Annotated in this window: 15 protein-coding genes; 8 read left to right on the forward strand and 7 right to left on the reverse strand. The window is 62.0% G+C overall.

What is annotated here, in order from left to right; translation table 11 throughout:
- Positions 1-109: 109 nt before the first annotated feature.
- The 6 genes from ACWNZ1_RS15645 to ACWNZ1_RS15670 all read left to right on the forward strand — a co-directional run bounded on the left by ACWNZ1_RS15645 (position 110) and on the right by ACWNZ1_RS15670 (position 7,480).
- The gene (locus tag ACWNZ1_RS15645; RefSeq protein ID WP_256454428.1) at positions 110-1,747 is read left to right on the forward strand and encodes a 5-guanidino-2-oxopentanoate decarboxylase; all 1,638 of its coding nucleotides are present in this window, start codon (positions 110-112) and stop codon (positions 1,745-1,747) included.
- Positions 1,744-3,192, forward strand: coding sequence for an aldehyde dehydrogenase family protein (locus ACWNZ1_RS15650; protein WP_256453663.1), 1,449 nt, complete (start codon positions 1,744-1,746; stop codon positions 3,190-3,192). Before ACWNZ1_RS15645 ends, ACWNZ1_RS15650 begins: the two co-directional genes overlap by 4 nt.
- Positions 3,193-3,408: 216 nt before the next feature.
- Entirely contained in the window at positions 3,409-4,512 is a 1,104-nt protein-coding gene (locus tag ACWNZ1_RS15655) for an ABC transporter substrate-binding protein (RefSeq protein WP_456027738.1), read from the forward strand.
- Between the two features lie 143 nt (positions 4,513-4,655).
- On the forward strand, positions 4,656-5,564 hold the full coding sequence (locus tag ACWNZ1_RS15660; protein ID WP_135846960.1) for an ABC transporter permease: 909 nt from the start codon (positions 4,656-4,658) through the stop codon (positions 5,562-5,564).
- Complete coding sequence (locus ACWNZ1_RS15665; protein WP_456027739.1) at positions 5,561-6,409, forward strand: ABC transporter permease; 849 nt, start codon at positions 5,561-5,563, stop codon at positions 6,407-6,409. The genes ACWNZ1_RS15660 and ACWNZ1_RS15665 overlap by 4 nt, the downstream gene beginning before the upstream one ends.
- 15 nt (positions 6,410-6,424) lie before the next feature.
- Complete coding sequence (locus ACWNZ1_RS15670) at positions 6,425-7,480, forward strand: ABC transporter ATP-binding protein (protein WP_135846958.1); 1,056 nt, start codon at positions 6,425-6,427, stop codon at positions 7,478-7,480.
- 153 nt (positions 7,481-7,633) lie between these two features.
- Here ACWNZ1_RS15670 and ACWNZ1_RS15675 read toward each other — a convergent pair whose 3' ends face one another.
- Positions 7,634-8,563, reverse strand: a complete 930-nt coding sequence (locus ACWNZ1_RS15675; RefSeq protein ID WP_135846957.1) for an AraC family transcriptional regulator — start codon at positions 8,561-8,563, stop codon at positions 7,634-7,636.
- Between the two features lie 327 nt (positions 8,564-8,890).
- Between ACWNZ1_RS15675 and ACWNZ1_RS15680 the strand changes: the two genes are divergently transcribed.
- Together ACWNZ1_RS15680 and ACWNZ1_RS15685 are read left to right on the forward strand one after the other, a co-directional pair.
- A complete protein-coding gene (locus ACWNZ1_RS15680; RefSeq protein ID WP_135846956.1) occupies positions 8,891-9,244 on the forward strand; it encodes a putative quinol monooxygenase in 354 nt (117 codons plus the stop codon).
- A gap of 42 nt (positions 9,245-9,286) precedes the next feature.
- Positions 9,287-9,520, forward strand: a complete 234-nt coding sequence (locus ACWNZ1_RS15685) for a hypothetical protein (protein WP_135846955.1) — start codon at positions 9,287-9,289, stop codon at positions 9,518-9,520.
- 69 nt (positions 9,521-9,589) lie between these two features.
- Here ACWNZ1_RS15685 and ACWNZ1_RS15690 read toward each other — a convergent pair whose 3' ends face one another.
- The 6 genes from ACWNZ1_RS15690 to ACWNZ1_RS15715 form a co-directional block, all read right to left on the reverse strand.
- Complete coding sequence (locus ACWNZ1_RS15690) at positions 9,590-10,210, reverse strand: flavin reductase family protein (RefSeq protein WP_256453660.1); 621 nt, start codon at positions 10,208-10,210, stop codon at positions 9,590-9,592.
- 198 nt (positions 10,211-10,408) lie between these two features.
- On the reverse strand, positions 10,409-10,819 hold the full coding sequence (locus ACWNZ1_RS15695; RefSeq protein WP_135846953.1) for a heme utilization protein: 411 nt from the start codon (positions 10,817-10,819) through the stop codon (positions 10,409-10,411).
- Between the two features lie 300 nt (positions 10,820-11,119).
- Positions 11,120-12,439 (reverse strand): MFS transporter, encoded by a 1,320-nt coding sequence (locus ACWNZ1_RS15700; protein ID WP_256453658.1) that lies wholly within the window; start codon positions 12,437-12,439, stop codon positions 11,120-11,122.
- A gap of 308 nt (positions 12,440-12,747) precedes the next feature.
- Positions 12,748-14,073 (reverse strand): sigma-54-dependent transcriptional regulator, encoded by a 1,326-nt coding sequence (locus ACWNZ1_RS15705; protein WP_456027740.1) that lies wholly within the window; start codon positions 14,071-14,073, stop codon positions 12,748-12,750.
- The gene (locus tag ACWNZ1_RS15710) at positions 14,066-15,832 is read right to left on the reverse strand and encodes a sensor histidine kinase (protein WP_135846950.1); all 1,767 of its coding nucleotides are present in this window, start codon (positions 15,830-15,832) and stop codon (positions 14,066-14,068) included. Before ACWNZ1_RS15710 ends, ACWNZ1_RS15705 begins: the two co-directional genes overlap by 8 nt.
- 259 nt (positions 15,833-16,091) lie before the next feature.
- Entirely contained in the window at positions 16,092-17,615 is a 1,524-nt protein-coding gene (locus ACWNZ1_RS15715; protein ID WP_014339954.1) for a fumarate hydratase, read from the reverse strand.
- Positions 17,616-17,800: the final 185 nt, after the last annotated feature.

Raw genomic sequence — 17,800 nt, forward strand, 5'->3', positions numbered from 1 at the left:
ACTTTTTATCCATTGTTGCGGCTATGGCCGGCCCGTTCCAATAACGCCATTCCAAGGACAAAAAGAGCCTCGCAGGGCTCAGTCCAAGACAAGAAAAAAGGTAATGGCAATGGCGACGTGCGGCGAAGTATTGGTCAAGTTACTCCAAGCGTATGGCGTGGAGCAGGTATTCGGCATTCCCGGCGTGCACACCGTCGAGTTGTATCGCGGGCTGGCCCGTTCCAGCATCCGCCATGTGACCCCGCGTCACGAACAGGGCGCAGGCTTCATGGCTGACGGCTACGCCCGTGTCAGCGGCAAGCCCGGCGTATGTTTCATCATCACCGGCCCCGGCATGACCAACATCACCACCGCCATGGGCCAGGCCTACGCCGACTCGATCCCGATGCTGGTGATCTCCAGCGTGCAATCGCGCAGCCAGTTGGGCGGCGGACGCGGCAAGTTGCATGAGTTGCCGAACCAGGGTGCGTTGGTGGGCGGGGTGGCGGCGTTTTCCCACACGCTGATGTCCGCCGCCGAATTGCCCGGCGTGCTGGCCCGGGCTTTCGCTTTGTTCCAGGCCGGGCGTCCGCGGCCGGTGCATATCGAAATTCCGTTGGATGTTTTGGTCGAAGACGCTGACGCTTTGCTCGCCAGCACACCGGTGAGCATCAGCCGTGCTGGCGCTGCACCGGATGCCGTGGAGCAAATGACGGCCATGCTGGCGACGGCCAAGCGGCCCTTGATCCTGGCCGGTGGCGGCGCCATCGACGCAGCGGTCGAATTGACCGAACTGGCCGAACGCCTCGGCGCGCCAGTGGCGTTGACCATCAACGCCAAGGGGCTATTGCCGTCCCGGCATCCTCTGCTGATCGGCTCGACCCAGAGCCTGGTCGCCACCCGGGCGTTGGTGGCCGAGGCTGATGTAGTGCTGGCCATCGGCACCGAACTGGCCGAAACCGACTACGACATCACCTTTGCCGGCGGTTTCGAGATCCCCGGTGCGTTGCTGCGTATCGACATCGACCCGGACCAGACCGTGCGCAACTATCCGCCGCATCTGGCGCTGGTGGCCGATGCTCGCACCGCCGCCCGGGCCTTGCTCGACACGTTGAACGCGCAACCCTTGGCCGAGCGCTGCAACGATTGGGGCGCGGCTCGCGCTGCGCGGTTGCGGGCCGATCTGGCAGGGAACTGGGATGCTGCGACCCGCGCCCAAACCCTCTTCCTCGACACTGTCCTGCAGGCGTTGCCCGAGGCGATATTTGTCGGCGACTCCACCCAACCGGTGTACACCGGCAACCTGACCTTCAACCCGGAGCAGCCGCGCCGCTGGTTCAACTCGTCCACCGGCTACGGCACCCTCGGCTATGCGTTGCCGGCGGCCATCGGCGCCTGGCTCGGCGGTAGGGACCTGGGGCACGGTCGCCCGCCGGTGGTGTGCCTGATCGGCGATGGCGGGTTGCAGTTCACCCTGCCGGAGCTGGCCAGCGCGGTGGAAGCGCGTACGCCAGTGATCGTGCTGCTGTGGAATAACCAGGGCTATGAAGAGATCAAAAAATACATGGTCAACCGCGCCATCGAACCGGTGGGCGTGGACATCTACACCCCGGATTTCATCGGCGTCGCCAAGGCGCTGGGTTGCGCTGCACAAGCCATCGATGGCGTGGAGCAACTGCACGGTGCATTGCTCGCTGCCAGTGATCGGCAAGGTCCGACCCTGATCGAAATCGATCAGGCAGGCTGGATGGCAGAGGTGTCGAAATGAGTTTCCTCACCACGCAAGACGGGCTGTACATCAACGGTAAATGGTTGGCCGGTGATCAACCGCTGCGGGTGATCAACCCGGCGACCGAGGCGCTGCTGGCCACCGTTTATGGCGGTGATGAGCACGCTGTCGATCAAGCCTTGAGTGCCGCTACCCAGGCTTTCGGCCCATGGTCGAACACCCTTGGCACCGAGCGCGGCGCACTTTTGCGCCGTATTGCCGCTGGCGTGCAGGCCGCTCGTGAGCGGCTGATACAGCTGCAATCGAGCAACAACGGCAAACCGTTGTTCGAAGCGGCCATCGATGTCGACGATGTGGTCGCCACCTTCGAGTACTACGCCGAGCTGGCCGAAGGTCTGGACGCCCGCCAGGACAGTCCGCTGGCATTGCCCAGCGATGATTTCAGCGCACGCCTGCGCCGCGAACCCTGCGGCGTGGTCGGCTTGATCGTGCCGTGGAATTTTCCGATGGTCACCACCGCCTGGAAACTCGCTCCGGCTTTGGCTGCCGGGTGTTGCGTGGTGCTCAAGCCTTCGGAAGTCACGCCGTTGCCGGAGTTGGAACTGGCCGCGATCATCGCTGGCTGCGGTCTGCCGGACGGGGTGTTCAACCTGGTGTGTGGCACAGGCCTGGCAGTCGGGGCGCCGCTGGCGGCGGACCCACGGGTGGCGAAGATTTCCTTCACCGGCAGCAATGCGGTGGGCGTGCAGGTGATGCAGCGGGCGGCGGAAACGGTGAAGGGCGTGAGCCTGGAGCTGGGCGGTAAATCGTCCTTACTGGTGCTGGCCGATGCCGACCTGGACCTGGCGGTGGAACTGGCCTGTGGCGGCGGTTTCTTCAATGCCGGGCAGATGTGTTCGGCCACCAGTCGCGTGTTGGTCGCCGATGAGCTGGCCGATGAGTTCCTGCAACGGCTCAAGGGCCGCGCCGAGGCGATCCGCGTGGCCGACCCGTTCGACCCGGATGTGGAGATGGGCGCGCTGGTCAACCAGGCGCAATACCAGCGGGTGCTGGGGCACATCGACCGAGGCTTGAGCGCCGGAGCGACGCTGGTGAGTGGTGGGCAGCGACCGGCGCATTTGCCGCGCGGCTTTTTTTTACAGCCGACAATCTTCACTGACGTGCCCCTGGACAGTGCGTTGTGGTGCGAGGAGATCTTCGGGCCCGTGCTGTGCGTACGCCGTTTCAGCAGCCAGGCGCAGGCCATCGCCTTGGCCAACGACAGTCGTTTCGGCCTGGTGGCCAGTGTGGTCAGCCGTGATACGACGGCTGCCGAACAGGTGGCCAACGCCTTACAGGCAGGACTGGTGTGGATCAACGCCCCCCAGGTGATTTTCCCCCAGGCGGCTTGGGGCGGTTACAAGCAGAGCAGTCTCGGCCGCGAATTGGGGCCTTGGGGATTGGCGGCGTTTCAGGAAATCAAGCATGTGATCCGGGCGGTCTGAAGGCGCGTTATCAGGTCACGCATGCCTCGAAAAAAGGCATGCGCCAGGAACATGGCTTCAATGAGTTTTTTTCGATAGTCAGGGATTTTGCACAACCCCAGGATGGCCGCAGGCGGCGGCAAAGCCCAGGCAGTACGGGGCTTTGCTCGACGTCGAACGGTGCGGGCGCAGCGGTTTTTACCCACCTCATACTTAAAAGAATAAAGGGAGTCCTCCATGGGCGAGCATGATCTGAACAGACGTCAATTCATCAAGACCGCAAGTGTGGTTTCGGTAGCGGCCGCCGCCATGAGCGTGCCCTTCATCAGCGCTCGGGCCAGTGATACGCGGTTCGTCGGCAAGACCTTGCGCCTGCTCACTTGGTCCGACGACACCGGTCTGGCGGCGTTGCGCAACATCGCGGCGACCTTCGAGGCCAAGACCGGGGCCAAGGTCATTGCCGACCGCACCGGCAGCACGTCGGAAATGGTCGCCAAGCTCAAGGCCGGTGGCGACCGACCGCAGTACGACATCATCACCCTGGCAGGCGTCGGCGCCGAGGGCCTGGCCGCTGCCGGGCTGCTGGAAAAGCCCGACCTCAATCGCATTCCCAACCTGGCCGATGTGCCGGCGCAATACCGCACGGGCGCCGGCGGCCATGGCATTGGTTACCTGTTGTGGTGCAACAGCCTGGTCTACAGCACCCGGACCTTACAGCAGGCGCCGGGCAGCTACGCCGCGCTTTGGGATGCGGACCTGGCGCCGAATATTTTCCTGCCGCCGCCGAACTGGACCGAGGCCATGGACCTGATCATCATCGCCGCCAAGCTGGCCGGCGGTGACGAGCACAACATCGAACCCGGCTTCAAGAAACTCGCCGAGCTCAAGGACCGGGTGGTGACCCTGGGGGAAAACCCGAACCAGATCGCCGAGCTGTTTCGCACCGGTTCCCTGGACATGGGCGGGTTGTACGCGCCGGCGTTTTTCCCCAAGCAGATCCGCGACCCGGCTTACGGCCTGGGGGCGACGTTTGGCATGAAGGAGGGGTTCTACACCGACCTGATGCTCTCGGTCATGCCGAAAAACCGCCCGGGCGACACCGACCTGGCCTACGCCTTCATCGACCACTCCCTCGACCCGCTGGTGCAGGGCAAGATGGCCGAAGACATCTTCAACGGCCCGGTCAACGCCAAGGCCATCATCTCCGCCGAAGCGCGCAAGAGCCCGTACATCCTCACCCCGGAGCAAATCGCCGACATGGCGATCATGCACGACAACGCGTTCCTGGCGACGGTGCATGACCAATGGATTCGCCGGTACACGGAAATCTTCTCTTCCTGATTCGAACTCCACTGTGTGAGCGGGCTTGCTCGCGAAGGCGGTGGAGCAGTCGATGGAGATATTGACTGTGCCTTGCCCTCATCGGAAATGAGTGGATCTGAAATTGTGTTTGTTCTGTCGTTTTCCACTGACGAGACCTTGCCATGGAACACCAACCGTTAGCTCATCCCCAGAGTGTTGCGCCCATGCGTGTCACCCGGGGTATTTCACCCACCAGCCGGGCCTGGCTTTTCCTGTCGCCGTCGATGTTGTTTCTCGGTGTGCTGATCGCTGCCAGTCTGTTGGTGCTGCGCATGAGTGTCGGCACCAAGGGCGCGGAGTGGAGTGGGTTCAGTCTTGCCAGTTACGGGCAGTTGCTGGAGCCCTATTACCTCAAGTCCCTGCTGCTGACCTTGCGCCTTGCGTTGATTAGCGCGGTGATCGCCGTACTGCTGGCGATCCCTGTGGCCTACACCATGTCGCGCCTGGCCTCGCCATTATTGCGGCGGGTGTTCCTGGCGGCGGTGCTGTTGCCGTTGTTGGTCAACCTGCTGCTGCAAAGCTATGGCTGGCTGGTGATCCTTGGTCCTGCCGGCATGCTCAATCAGGCGCTCATGGGGCTGGGCCTGATCAAGCGGCCGATCATGCTGCTGTACAACCAGAATGGTGTGTTGATGGGGCTGGTCCAGACGGCATTTCCACTGGCCGTGCTGCCCATCGCCAGCGCCATGCGTGGCGTTGCCCGCAGTTATGAAGAGGCCGCCGCCACCCTCGGCGCCAGCCGTTTCCAGGTGTTTCGCCAAGTGGTGCTGCCCATGAGCCTGCCGGGCATCATCACCGGCGCGACATTGGTGTTTGCCTACAACGCCAGCAGTTTCGTCGTGCCGCTGCTGCTGGGTGGTCGACGGGTGCCAATGTTGGCGGTGATGGTCCACGACCAGATCGCCCCGTTGATGAACTGGCCGGCCGCGTCCGCCGCCGGGGTGGTGCTGATCGTCACGACGCTGATGATCATGACCCTGTCCGAATATTTCACCGGCCGTCGTCGGCGGATGCTGGAGGCTTCTCAATGAGTGCGCTGACTAAAAAACGCCAGTCGCTGTTGCCCGGTGAAACCGGGCGAGGCGTGGGGCTGCTATCGGGCTTCATCCTGCTGTTGGCGGTACTGCCGATCCTGACCATGATCGTCATGTCCTTCAGCGGCGCCGCGAACCTGGATTTCCCACCGAGCAGCTACAGCCTGCAATGGTATCGGGCCGCCTGGCATACCTTCGTCTCGCCGGATGCCAGCGACGTGTTGAGCCTGGGCCAGGCAATGGGGACCAGCCTGTTGGTGGCCTGCCTGACGATGATTTTCGCCACGCTGATCGCGGTGCCGGCGGCCTACGCGCTGACCCGTTGCGAGTTCCGTGGCAAGGCCGTGGCGCTGCAACTGATGTCGCTACCACTGGTGTTTCCCATGGTGGTGTTGGGGTTGGCGTTGCTGCTGGTGTTCGACGGCCTGCCGTTCCAGATGAGCACCTCGCGGCTGGTCATTGCCCACGTCATTTTGGCCTTGCCGTTCGTGGTGAAGAACTGCACCGCCGCCATGCTCGGCATCGGCAGTGAAGTTGAAGAGGCCGCGCGAATGCTGGGGGCCACACCGCAGCGGGCCATCGTCGATGTGGTGGTGCCGTTGATGAAATCGGGAATTCTCGCCGGGATGCTGCTGGCGTTCATTGTCTCGTTCAACGAATTCACCGTGACCTATTTCCTCTACACCATCGATGTCATGACCGTGCCGATCTGGATGTACAGCCGCACCGTGTCGTCCCTGGACCCCACCGTTTTTTCGTTTGCCGTGCTCATCGTGCTGATCGACTTCGTGCTGATCTGGGCGTTGGAGAAACTGGTGGGCGAGGGCGGCGTTTCCTTTTGATTTCGAGGTGAAGACATGACTGGACTGATACTGGAAAACGTCGAGAAACATTACGGCTCGGCCTGCGCGGTAACGGACGTTAACCTGCATTTGCCCGAGGGCAAGCTGGTGTGTTTCCTCGGGCCTTCGGGCTGTGGCAAGACCACGCTGCTGCGTATGATCGCTGGCCTGGAAAGCCTCAGCGGTGGCGAAATCCGCCTGGATGGCCAAGACATCGGCCATACCCCGGCGCACCTGCGCAACTTCGGCATGGTGTTTCAATCGCTGGCGTTGTTTCCCCACATGACCGTCGGCGAGAACATCGCCTATCCGCTGAAGCTGCGGGGCGTGAGCAAGGCCGAGCAACAGGCGCGGGTGGTGGAGTTGCTGGAACTGATCCAGCTCCAGGCGATGATCGATCGGCCCGTGGCCAAGCTTTCTGGCGGCCAGCGCCAACGCGTGGCGATTGCCCGGGCCATTGCCGCCCGGCCGAAAATCCTGCTGCTGGACGAGCCGCTGTCGGCCCTGGACGCCAAGTTGCGCGAATCGATGCAAGTGGAAATCCGCCAACTGCAACAGCGGCTGAACATCACCACCATTTTGGTGACCCACGATCAGCGCGAAGCCATGACCATGGCCGACATCGTGGTGGTACTGGGTGAGCATCGGGTGCAACAGGTCGGTACGCCGATTGAGATCTACCGGCACCCGGCCAATGAATTTGTCGCCGATTTCATCGGTTCAGGCAACATCTTCCCCGCGACCACGCTGGGCAACGGGCGGGTCGGGCTGCCGGGCGGGGATTCTCTGGAAGTGCCGGCCAGCCATAGCACCGTCGTCGGCGAGAAGATCAAGTTGCTGGTGCGCCCCGAAGACCTGCAACTGTCCGCGCCCCAGGTCGCGGCGGGTAATCGGTTGCTGGGCAAGGTGACGTTCGTGCGGGACATCGGCGCGACCGTCGAGACCACGGTGGAGTGTTCCGGGATTTCGTTCACGGCGTTGAGTACGCCTTGCCAGGGCATGGACCTGGGGATCGGGCATGCGGTGTCGGTGACGATACCGGCGCAGGCGTGTCGGTTGCTCAGTGCCTGAGTTCAAGAGATGAGGCGCTTCTACTGGCCCCATCGCGAGCAAGCTCGCTCCCACAGGGGATCTTCAGTGAACACAGATTCTCTGTTCACAACAGACCCAATGTGGGAGCGAGCTTGCTCGCGATGAGGCCGGCCCAGTCAACAAAAAAACGGATCAGACGGTCATCCGCAATCGCGCCAGATCCCGCAGCGGCGGCGCGCCGAACAGCCGGCTGTATTCGCGGCTGAACTGCGAAGGGCTTTCATAACCCACGCGATATCCAGCCGCCGAAGCTTCCAGCCCTTCGGCCAGCATCAGCCGTCGGGCCTCCTGCAGGCGCAATTGTTTCTGGTATTGCAGCGGACTCATGGCGGTCATGGCCTTGAAGCGGTGATGCAAGGTCGAGACGCTGAGGTTCACTTCCCGAGCCAGGTCATCGATGCGCAACGGCTGTTCGAAATGGCCGTTGAGCCATTTGATCGCCTGGCTGATGCGATGGCTCTGACTGTTGGTGATAGCGATTTCATACAGGCGATAGCCCTGTGGACTGCGCAGCAGGCGGTACAGGATCTCCCTGCGCACCAACGGCGCGAGCATGGCGATGTCTTTCGGGCTGTCCAGCAGCCGCGCCAGGCGCAGTACGGCATCGAGCATCGGCGTGTCCAGGCGCTCGACGTACAGGCCTCGCCCCGTGGGGCGGGTCGGCACGCCCAAGGGGCCGGCGTCGGCGATCAGCGCGGTGATTTCCGCCGGGTCGATGTCCAGGCGCAGGGCCAGGATCGGCTGTTCGGGCGAAACGGCGGTCACGCACCCACTCAATGGCATCGACACCGAGACCACCAGGTAGTGGAGCGGGTCGTAGTTGAACAGTTCGTCCGCCAGGTGCACCTGCTTGCTGCCCTGGGCCATGATGCACAGCGCCGGTTGTGCCAGCACGGGGGCAAATTTATGAGGCTTGCTGTGACGCGACAGGTTCAGCGAGCCGATGGCCGTGGCGTAGCTACCATCTTCGCTGGTGTTACGGTCGATGATCGATGCCAGTTCGGCGCGCTGTTGTTCCAGGTACGTGTCCAGCGGGACGTGGGCGTGATCGAGCGGCGACATGCCGGAATCCTCAGGAAATAGGGAGCGATGAACAAAGCTTAAGTTTGTGCAAGATGCAGCGATAGCCACATCCTGTTGAAAGCTTGCCTGATCCTGCACGGTACTTCGGATCAGGGCCGGACAATGCTGCTGAAACTTGCTTGAAACCTTTTGTTTCAACTATCCGGATTCCAGCCCTATCCATGTCGAGTTTTGTTACGTCGGTGGGCAGGATTGTGCAATGGGTCGGCAGGAATCGACTAACCAGGCTGGCGTGGCGACGCTTAACCTTTGATCCTGTCGCAGCCTGTCCCCGGCTGCACAACGGATTACCTGGGAGGGTTGAACATGTCTACACAGATCCCCGTCAGTCACATGGCTTTTGTCCGCGCCCGTGCCGGTTGCTCGAAGCAATTGGGGGCACGCCTGAGTACCCTGATCGCGCCTTCGCGCCAGGCCCCCGGTTGCCTGCACTTTGCCTTGCAACATTCCCAGTGTGATGCGGATCTGTGGCTGGTGTCCGGGCTCTGGTTCAATCAGTCGGCGATGGATGCCTACTTCAACTCTCCGGCCATGGCGATTTTCGCCGAGCTGGTGCAGGACCTGGTGGTGAGCAGCCTGGACTTCCACACCTTCAGGGACGTATCCGCCGCCCAGGCGACCGAAGGGTGTCTGGCGAAGGTACACAAACTGGCTGGTTGAAGGTTTAATGGCGGTCATTTTTCACCGCCAGGATGCACAAACATGGCACGCAAAGCCTTTGAAACCTTTGAAGCTGTTTCCGCAGTCGTTCCCCGGGAGGGCGGTGGTTATTTCGCCGCTATTGCCACCAAAGCCATTGGCGGCTCCGGTGCGCCGCGCTTTAACAAGGTGCTTGAAGAGCACAGCTTCAAGACTGCTACCGAAGCCGACGATGCAGCTGCTGTGCAGTTGACGCATCTCAAGGGTGTTGACGACGAGGGTGGGTTGGTCTGGTAAACCAGCATCGATGGGATTGCTTTTGTGACGAGGGAGCTTGCTCCCTCGCCACGGAGGATAGCGCTGCTTCTATCGAGGGCGATGCATCTTGAACAACGCCTCAGGCCCCAACTGGAAATAATCCGCCGGCCCGCCACCGCGCAAGATCGGCTCGGCGGCAGCGGTGTCGTACACCCCATCTTTCAACAGCCACTTGGCGATATGCACGGCGACCACTTCGCCTAGGATCAGCCAGCTCGGCACCAGCCCTTTGTCTGCTCGCTGCAACTGAATGATCTGAGTGACCTTGCATTCGAAGGACACCGGGCTTTGCGCTACGCGCGGCACCTGGATCACCCGTGACGCCGCCGGCGTCAAACCCGCCAGTTCGAACTCATTGACCTCAGGTGCGACCATCGCGCAGCTCTGGTTCATCTGCTCGGCCAGCGGGCGGGTGGCCAGGTTCCAGGCGAACTCGCCGGTCTGTTCGATGTTGTTCAGGCTGTCTTTGCGCCCGACGCTGGAAAAACCAATGATCGGCGGAATGTAGTTGAAGGCGTTGAAGAAACTGTAAGGCGCCAGGTTCAGGCGGCCTTCGGCGTCCTGTGACGAAATCCAGCCGATGGGACGCGGACCGACGATGGCGTTGAACGGGTCGTGGGGCAGGCCGTGGCCTAGGGCGGGTTCGTAGTAGTGGATGTCGTCGGGCATAGCTGAAGGCGGTCCTTCGTTGGGTTTATAAGGAGTTGAGGATAGTGCAGGTCCCCGCTGTTTTTGTCAGCACCGTAGCATCTTGTGGGAGCGGGCTTGATTCGTGGCGATTACGAAACCAGTGTCCGCCTTCCTTTTCCATGCCCTAAAAACAACTAAGCCCGGCCGAAGCCGGGCTGTGAGGGTGGGGTTATCGGATTAGCTGATGGCAGCAGTGTTAGTGCGATCAAAACCATCTTCAGCGACGGTAGCGCCGCCAGTGCGATCAAAACCATCTTCGGCAACGGTGGCGCCGCCAGTGCGATCAAAACCATCTTCAGCGACGGTAGCGCCGCCAGTGCGATCAAAACCATCTTCGGCAACGGTAGCGCCGCCAGTGCGATCAAAACCATCTTCGGCAACGGTAGCGCCGTTAGTGCGATCGAAGCCATCAGCAGCGACAGCGGCGCCACCAGTACGGTCGTAACCATCAGCAGCAACAGTGGCAGAGCCAGTGCGGTTGTAACCATCAGCGGCAATAGCCGAGCTGGTGCGGTCGAAGCCATCGGCGGCGAAAGTGTTGGCAGCCAGTACCGACAGGGTCAGGGCGAGGATCAGTTTGGTTTTCATGGTCGTGCTCCAGAGTGGTTGGCGTTAAGTGCCTTGGGTGTGGAATTCATATTACGCTGGTTAATTTGATTAAAAAGCGCAAAAAAACGCTTAAACCAATCTATTAATTCGATATGTTTGTGGTCGCCTCAGAGCGGTTTGGAAACCTCATCACAGGACGTATCGAATTGCGTTTGGTTGAGAGTGAGAATGAAGAGCAGGCATTAACCAGAGATTAATGTCAGATAAATCTTCAGACATGGAACGAAAAAAGGGGCGAACCTGTTCAGGTTCGCCCCTTTTGCTTGTACGACTCGTATGTCAGTCGGTGAGGATCCGCGAGTGCTTGCGGGTGTCTTTCATGGTGATGTACACCAGCAGCGAGACCGCGATGCACGCCGTCACGTACCAGTAGTAGCCAGTCTCCATGCCGATGCTCTTGAACCACAGCGCGATGTATTCAGCGGTGCCGCCGAAGATCGATACGGTCAGTGCGTACGGCAGGCCGACGCCCAGGGCGCGGATTTCGGTGGGGAACAACTCGGCCTTCACCACGGCGTTGATCGAGGTGTAGCCGCTGACGATGATCAGCGCGGCCATGATCAGGAAGAACGCGCCCCACCAGGTCTGGATGGTGTGCAGGGTGGTGAGGATCGGCACGGTGCACAGCGTACCCAGGATGCCGAAGGCAATCAGGATCGGCCGGCGACCGACCTTGTCCGACAGCCCGCCGATCACCGGTTGCAGGCACATGAACAGGAACAGCGTGGCGGCGGAAATGGTCGTGGAGTCGGAGATGCTCATGCCGACGGTGTTCACCAGGTATTTCTGCATGTAGGTGGTGTAGGTGTAGAACGCCAGGGTGCCGCCCATGGTCAGGCCGACCACGGTCATCAGTTCCTTGGGGTGGCGCATCAAGGTGCGCATGGCGCTTTCCTTGGACTTCTCTTTCTTGGTGAACGACTCGGTTTCTTCCATGCCGCGTCGCAGGTACAGCGCCACGACCGCGCACAATGCGCCGATGGCGAACGGAATGCGCCAGCCCCAGGCATACAGCTGTTCGGTGGTGAGGAACTGTTGCAGCACGATCAGCACGCCGAGGGCGATGAGCTGGCCGGAGATCAGGGTCACGTACTGGAAGCTGGAGAAGAAGCCGCGACGTTCCTTGGTCGCCATCTCGCTCAGGTAGGTTGCCGACGTGCCGTACTCGCCACCCACCGACAGGCCTTGGAGCAGGCGGGCAAACACCAGCAGGATCGGCGCGCCGACGCCGATGGTTTCATAGCTGGGGCTCAGGGCGATGATCAGCGAGCCGAAGCACATCAGGTACACCGAAGCCATCAACGCGGCCTTGCGGCCGGCGCGGTCAGCGTACAGGCCCATGAGCCAGCCACCGATCGGGCGCATCAAAAAGCCCACGGCGAAGATCGCGGCGGTGTTGAGCAGTTGGGCGGTGGTGTCGCCTTTGGGGAAAAAGACTTTGGCAAAGTACAACGAGAAAGCGGCGTAGACGTACCAGTCATACCACTCGACCATGTTGCCGACCGAACCGCTGAAGATCGATTTGATCCGGCTGGCGGTGGTTCTTTCACGGGCGGGCACGGCAGCCGACCCAATGGGCAGGGCGTTGGAGTTATCCATTGAAGGATCCTTCGTTTAATTGTTTTTGTGGAGCGCGTGGGAACGCAGCCTGACAGGGCTATAGCAGGAGCTGTGCCAGCTGCTGGAAGGCCGGGCTAGAGGGGTTTGCGGCGTTAAGTGAGCGGAAATCCGCTTGTTCTGAATTGGGTGTGAGCGGGAATCCGCTTATCCGTGGGGCAGATGTGCTGTCTGGGCTGGCCTCATCGCGAGCAAGCTCAGCTCCCACAGGGTATGTGTACGCAGGTCAAAATGTGGGAGCCGAGCTTGCTCGCGATGGGGCCGGGACCGGCACAGAAAATTCAGCGGCACTACAAGAACATCTCCCGACTCAACCCATGCCGCTGCATTTTTTCATTGAAGGTGCGGCGCGGCAGTTGCAGTTCTTCGAGCACCGCTTTCACATCACCTTTGTGCCGTGTCAGGGCGGCGCGCAGGCATTGGGCTTCGAAGGCTTCCTGCTGGGCGGCGAGGGACTGCCCAGGTTCTGTTTCCAGGGTGTGGGGTTGATCGAGCCCCAATACCTGGCGCTCGGCCACGTTGGCCAGTTCCCGCACGTTGCCCGGCCAGTCGTGGCTGAGCAGGTGACTCAATTGCGGGCCGCTCAGGGGCGCGGCGCGGCGGCCCAGGCGTTCGGCGGCGCTGTGGGTGAAGTGTTCGAACAGCAGCGGAATGTCCTCGCGGCGTTCACGCAGCGGCGGAAGGCGCAACTCGGCGACGTTCAGGCGATAGGCCAGGTCTTCACGAAACCGTCCGGCTCGAGCTTCGTCCAGCAGATCGGGCTTGGTGGCGGCGATGATGCGCAGGTCCACCGGGATACTCTGGTTCGAGCCCAGGCGTTCGAGTTTCTGCTCCTGCAACACCCGTAGCAGCTTGACCTGTTGCGCCAGAGGCATGCTCTCGATTTCATCGAGGAACAGCGTGCCGCCGTCGGCGTATTCGAGTTTGCCGATGCGCTTGCTCTGGGCGCCAGTGAAGGCGCCGCTTTCGTGGCCGAACAGTTCCGCCTCGAACAACTGCTCGGGAATCGCCGCGCAGTTCAACGCGACGAAGGGTTTGCTCGCCCTCGGGCCGAAGTCGTGCAGGCAGCGAGCGACCAATTCCTTGCCGCTGCCGGTTTCGCCGCGGATCAACACGTTGACCGGCAGTGTCGCCAGGTCCAGCACCTGGCGCCGCAGGTTTTGCAGGGTCCGGGAAACCCCTAACAGCGTTGTGTCGAGCTTGGCCTTGGCGTCGGCTTGTTCATGCAAGCGACGGTTCTCCAATACCAGGGTGCGCTTGTCCAGGGCCCGGCGCAGGCTGCCGAGCAGGGCTTCGGGGCTGAAGGGTTTTTCCAGGAAATCGTAGGCGCCGTCGCGCATGGCTTCCACGGCCATCGGTACATCGCCGTGACCGGTCAACAGAATCACTGGCAGGTCGGGGTCGCGCCGTTGCACTTCGGCCAGCAGGTCCAGGCCGCTGAGGCCGGGCATGCGCACGTCACTCAGGATCACCCCAGGAAAATGTTCCGGCAAGTGCGCCAGGCATTCCTCGGCGCGGCTGAACAACTGCACCTGGAACCCCGACAGGCTCAACCATTGCTCGACGGCGCTGCGGATGCTGCCTTCGTCGTCGACCACTATCACTGAGTCAAGCATGCAACTGCGCCTCCTGATCGATGGGCAAGGTCACGCAGAACACCGCGCCGTGCTCATGGTTGTCCGCCGACAGCCGTCCACCGGATTCATGAATGATCGCAAACGAAACCGCCAGGCCCAAGCCCAGGCCATCGCCCACCGCCTTGGTGGTGAAGAACGGATCGAAGACCTGGGCCAGGTGTTCCTCGGCGATGCCGCTGCCGCTGTCACTGACCGTCAGGCGCCACAATTGATCATCGGCTTCCAGGCGCACTTCCAGGCGCTTGAGGGGCTGGCCGGCCATGGCGTCGAGAGCATTGCGCAGCAGGTTGATCAACACCTGTTCGAGACGGATCGCATCGCCACGTACCCACGCCGGGCGCGTCAGGTGCAGCACAGTGCTGACCTGTTCGTCGCGCAGGCGGGTGTCCAGCAGTTGTAGCGCCTGGTCCACCACCGCCGCCAGGTCCAGGCGTTCGCGCAGGCCGCTGGGGCTTTTACGGGCGAAGGTTTTCAGGTGACCGGTGAGGGCGGCCATGCGCGTCAGCATGTCGTCCAGTGGTTTGAGGGCTTTGTAGGCATCGTCGACCCGGCCGTGATCAAGCAGCAAGCGCAAGGTTGCCAGTTGCATGCGCTGGGCGGTCAGCGGCTGGTTGATCTCATGGGCCAGGGCCGCCGACATCTGCCCCAGCGCCGCAAGCTTGGCCGATTGCACCAAGCCGTCCTGGGCGGTGCGCAAGTCCCGGGTGCGCTCTTCTACTAATCGTTCAAGTTCTTCGCGGCTGCGCTGACGCAGTTTCGCCAGGCGCCAACGCTGGTTGAGAAACAGCAGCAGGAACACCAGGGTCAGCCACAATCCGGCGGCGGCGAGCCCGGCATTGCGACGGTCTTCGAAGGCAATTTGCGGGCGGCGCAGCAAGTGCAGCGTCCAGCCTTCGGCACTCAGCGGCAGGGATTCCCACAGGTAATCGGCCGGGCCATCGGGGGCTTCGACCCGGGCCAGGTGACTGTTGTCGTCAAAGCGTCGCAGCGGTTCATAGGCCAGGGGTTGCAACGGTTGCTTGTCGTATTGGCGAGTGGTCTTGAGTTCGGCGCGGTCGCTGTCGGTCAGGGGCTGCAAGTGGCGATAACGCCAGCCTGGGCGATTGGCGATGAAGACGATGCCTCGGGCATCGCTGACCAGCAGGGTGTCGCTGCCCTGGCGCCACTCACGCTCAAGCTCCGGAAACTCCAGCTTCACCACCATTGCGCCGAGGAACTCGCCGTTATCGCCGGTCACCGCGCTGGAGAGGAAATAGCCCGGGATGCCGCTGGTCACGCCCACCGCATAAAACCTTCCGGTGCCCTGGGTGCGGGTCTGGAGGAAATAGGGGCGAAAGCCATAGTTGTGCCCGACATAACTGCTGGGCAGACGCCAGTTGCTGGCCGCCACGGCCAGGCCGGTGTGGTCGAGCAGTTCCAGTGTGGAAGATTGCGCGGCGCCGTTGATCTGTTCCAGTTTGCGGTTCAAGGCGTCCTGCTGCACCGCGTTGACGGGCCCCTTGAGGGCTGCGCGCAACTCCGGGTCCAACGCCAGCACGGCGGGCAGGGCGCGGTAGCGTTCGATCAGGGTGTGCAATGAATTGGCGTACAGCGCCAACTGCTGGTTCGCCCGGCTGGCGTCTTCCTCCAGGGCCTCGCGTTCGGCGTGACGCACGGCCAGGGTGGCGGCAACCGCTGCGCCGGCAAGGATCAGCAAGGTGTACAACGACAGGCGCAAGGTACGGGTAGTCGGCAGCATACTGGCATAAACAGGTAGACAGTCGGGCGGGCACGATAGCATGGCGCTCGCGAAGACGGCTGCCCATCCAACATGGATGCAAGCTGACCCACCGCTATCGCGAGCAAGGCCGCTCCCACAGGGGATCTGTGGTGAGCAGCAATTTTTGTGAGCAACCCGCTCCCACAGGGATCTGTGGTGGACATCAAATGTTGTGAGCACAAAAAAAGGCCGGTGAGCTTGTCGCCCACCGGCCTTTTTCACAGCAGCAAAGTGCGTGTTACTGCACTTCCACCGCCAGGCTGTCACTGATCTTCTTCTGCCAGATGGCTGGACCTGTGATGTGCACCGACTCGCCTTTGCTATCGACCGCGACGGTCACCGGCATGTCCTTGACCTCGAACTCGTAGATCGCTTCCATCCCCAGTTCGGCGAAGGCCAATACCTTGGATTTCTTGATCGCCTGGGCCACCAGGTAAGCGGCACCGCCGACGGCCATCAGGTAGACAGCCTTGTTGTCCTTGATCGCTTCGATGGCGGTCGGGCCGCGCTCGGATTTGCCGATCATGCCCAACAGGCCGGTCTGCTCGAGGATCTGGCGGGTGAACTTGTCCATCCGCGTGGCCGTGGTCGGGCCGGCCGGGCCGACGACTTCGTCACCCACCGGATCAACCGGGCCAACGTAATAGATGAAGCGACCCTTGAGGTCCACCGGCAAGGTTTCACCCTTGTTCAGCATCTCGACCATGCGCTTGTGCGCCGCGTCGCGACCGGTGAGCATCTTGCCGTTGAGCAGCACGGTTTCGCCCGGTTTCCAGCTTTGCACGTCTTCCGGGGTCAGGGTGTCGAGGTTCACGCGACGAGCCGATGGGCCGGCTTCCCAGACGATTTCCGGGTAGGCGTCCAAGGGTGGCGCTTCCAGCGACGCCGGGCCGGTGCCGTCGAGCACGAAGTGGGCGTGGCGGGTGGCGGCGCAGTTGGGGATCATGCACACCGGCAGGGAGGCGGCGTGGGTCGGGTAGTCCATGATCTTCACGTCGAGCACGGTGGTCAGGCCACCCAGGCCCTGGGCGCCGATGCCCAGTTGGTTGACCTTCTCGAACAGCTCCAGGCGCATCTCTTCGATACGGTTCTGCGGGCCGCGTGCCTTGAGCTCGTGGATGTCGATGGACTCCATCAACACTTCCTTGGCCATCACCGCGGCTTTCTCGGCGGTGCCGCCGATGCCGATGCCCAGCATGCCCGGTGGGCACCAGCCGGCACCCATGGTCGGAACGGTTTTCAGCACCCAGTCAACGATGGAGTCGGACGGGTTGAGCATGGCCATTTTCGACTTGTTCTCGGAACCACCGCCCTTGGCTGCCACGTCCACTTCCACGGTGTTGCCCGGGACGATGGAGTAGTGGATGACCGCCGGGGTGTTGTCCTTGGTGTTCTTGCGCGCGCCTGCCGGGTCGGCGAGGATCGACGCACGCAGGACGTTTTCCGGCAGGTTGTAGGCGCGGCGTACGCCCTCGTTGATCATGTCGTCCAGGCTCATGGTTGCGCCATCCCAACGTACGTCCATGCCCACGCGCACGAACACGGTCACGATGCCGGTGTCCTGGCAGATCGGCCGGTGGCCGGTGGCGCACATGCGCGAGTTGATCAGGATCTGCGCCATGGAGTCACGGGCCGCCGGCGATTCTTCGCGCAGGTAGGCCTCGTGCATCGCCTGGATGAAATCCACGGGGTGGTAGTAGGAAATGAACTGCAGGGCGTCGGCAACGCTCTGAATCAGGTCATCTTGCTTGATCACGGTCATGAGTCGCGCTCCTCTCTAAAGACGGGAACATTCAATAAGGTGCCGGCCGTTTGGGTGCATCGGTCGACGGGCGGCACCTCTTAAGGCACGCCGGGCATGCTGGCGCGACACTAAAAAGGCGCGGCAGTATATCGCAGGCGGGCACCCTGTGGGAGCGAGCTTGCTCGCGATAGCGACGGATTGAT

Source organism: Pseudomonas sp. CFBP 5748, from assembly GCF_053850495.1.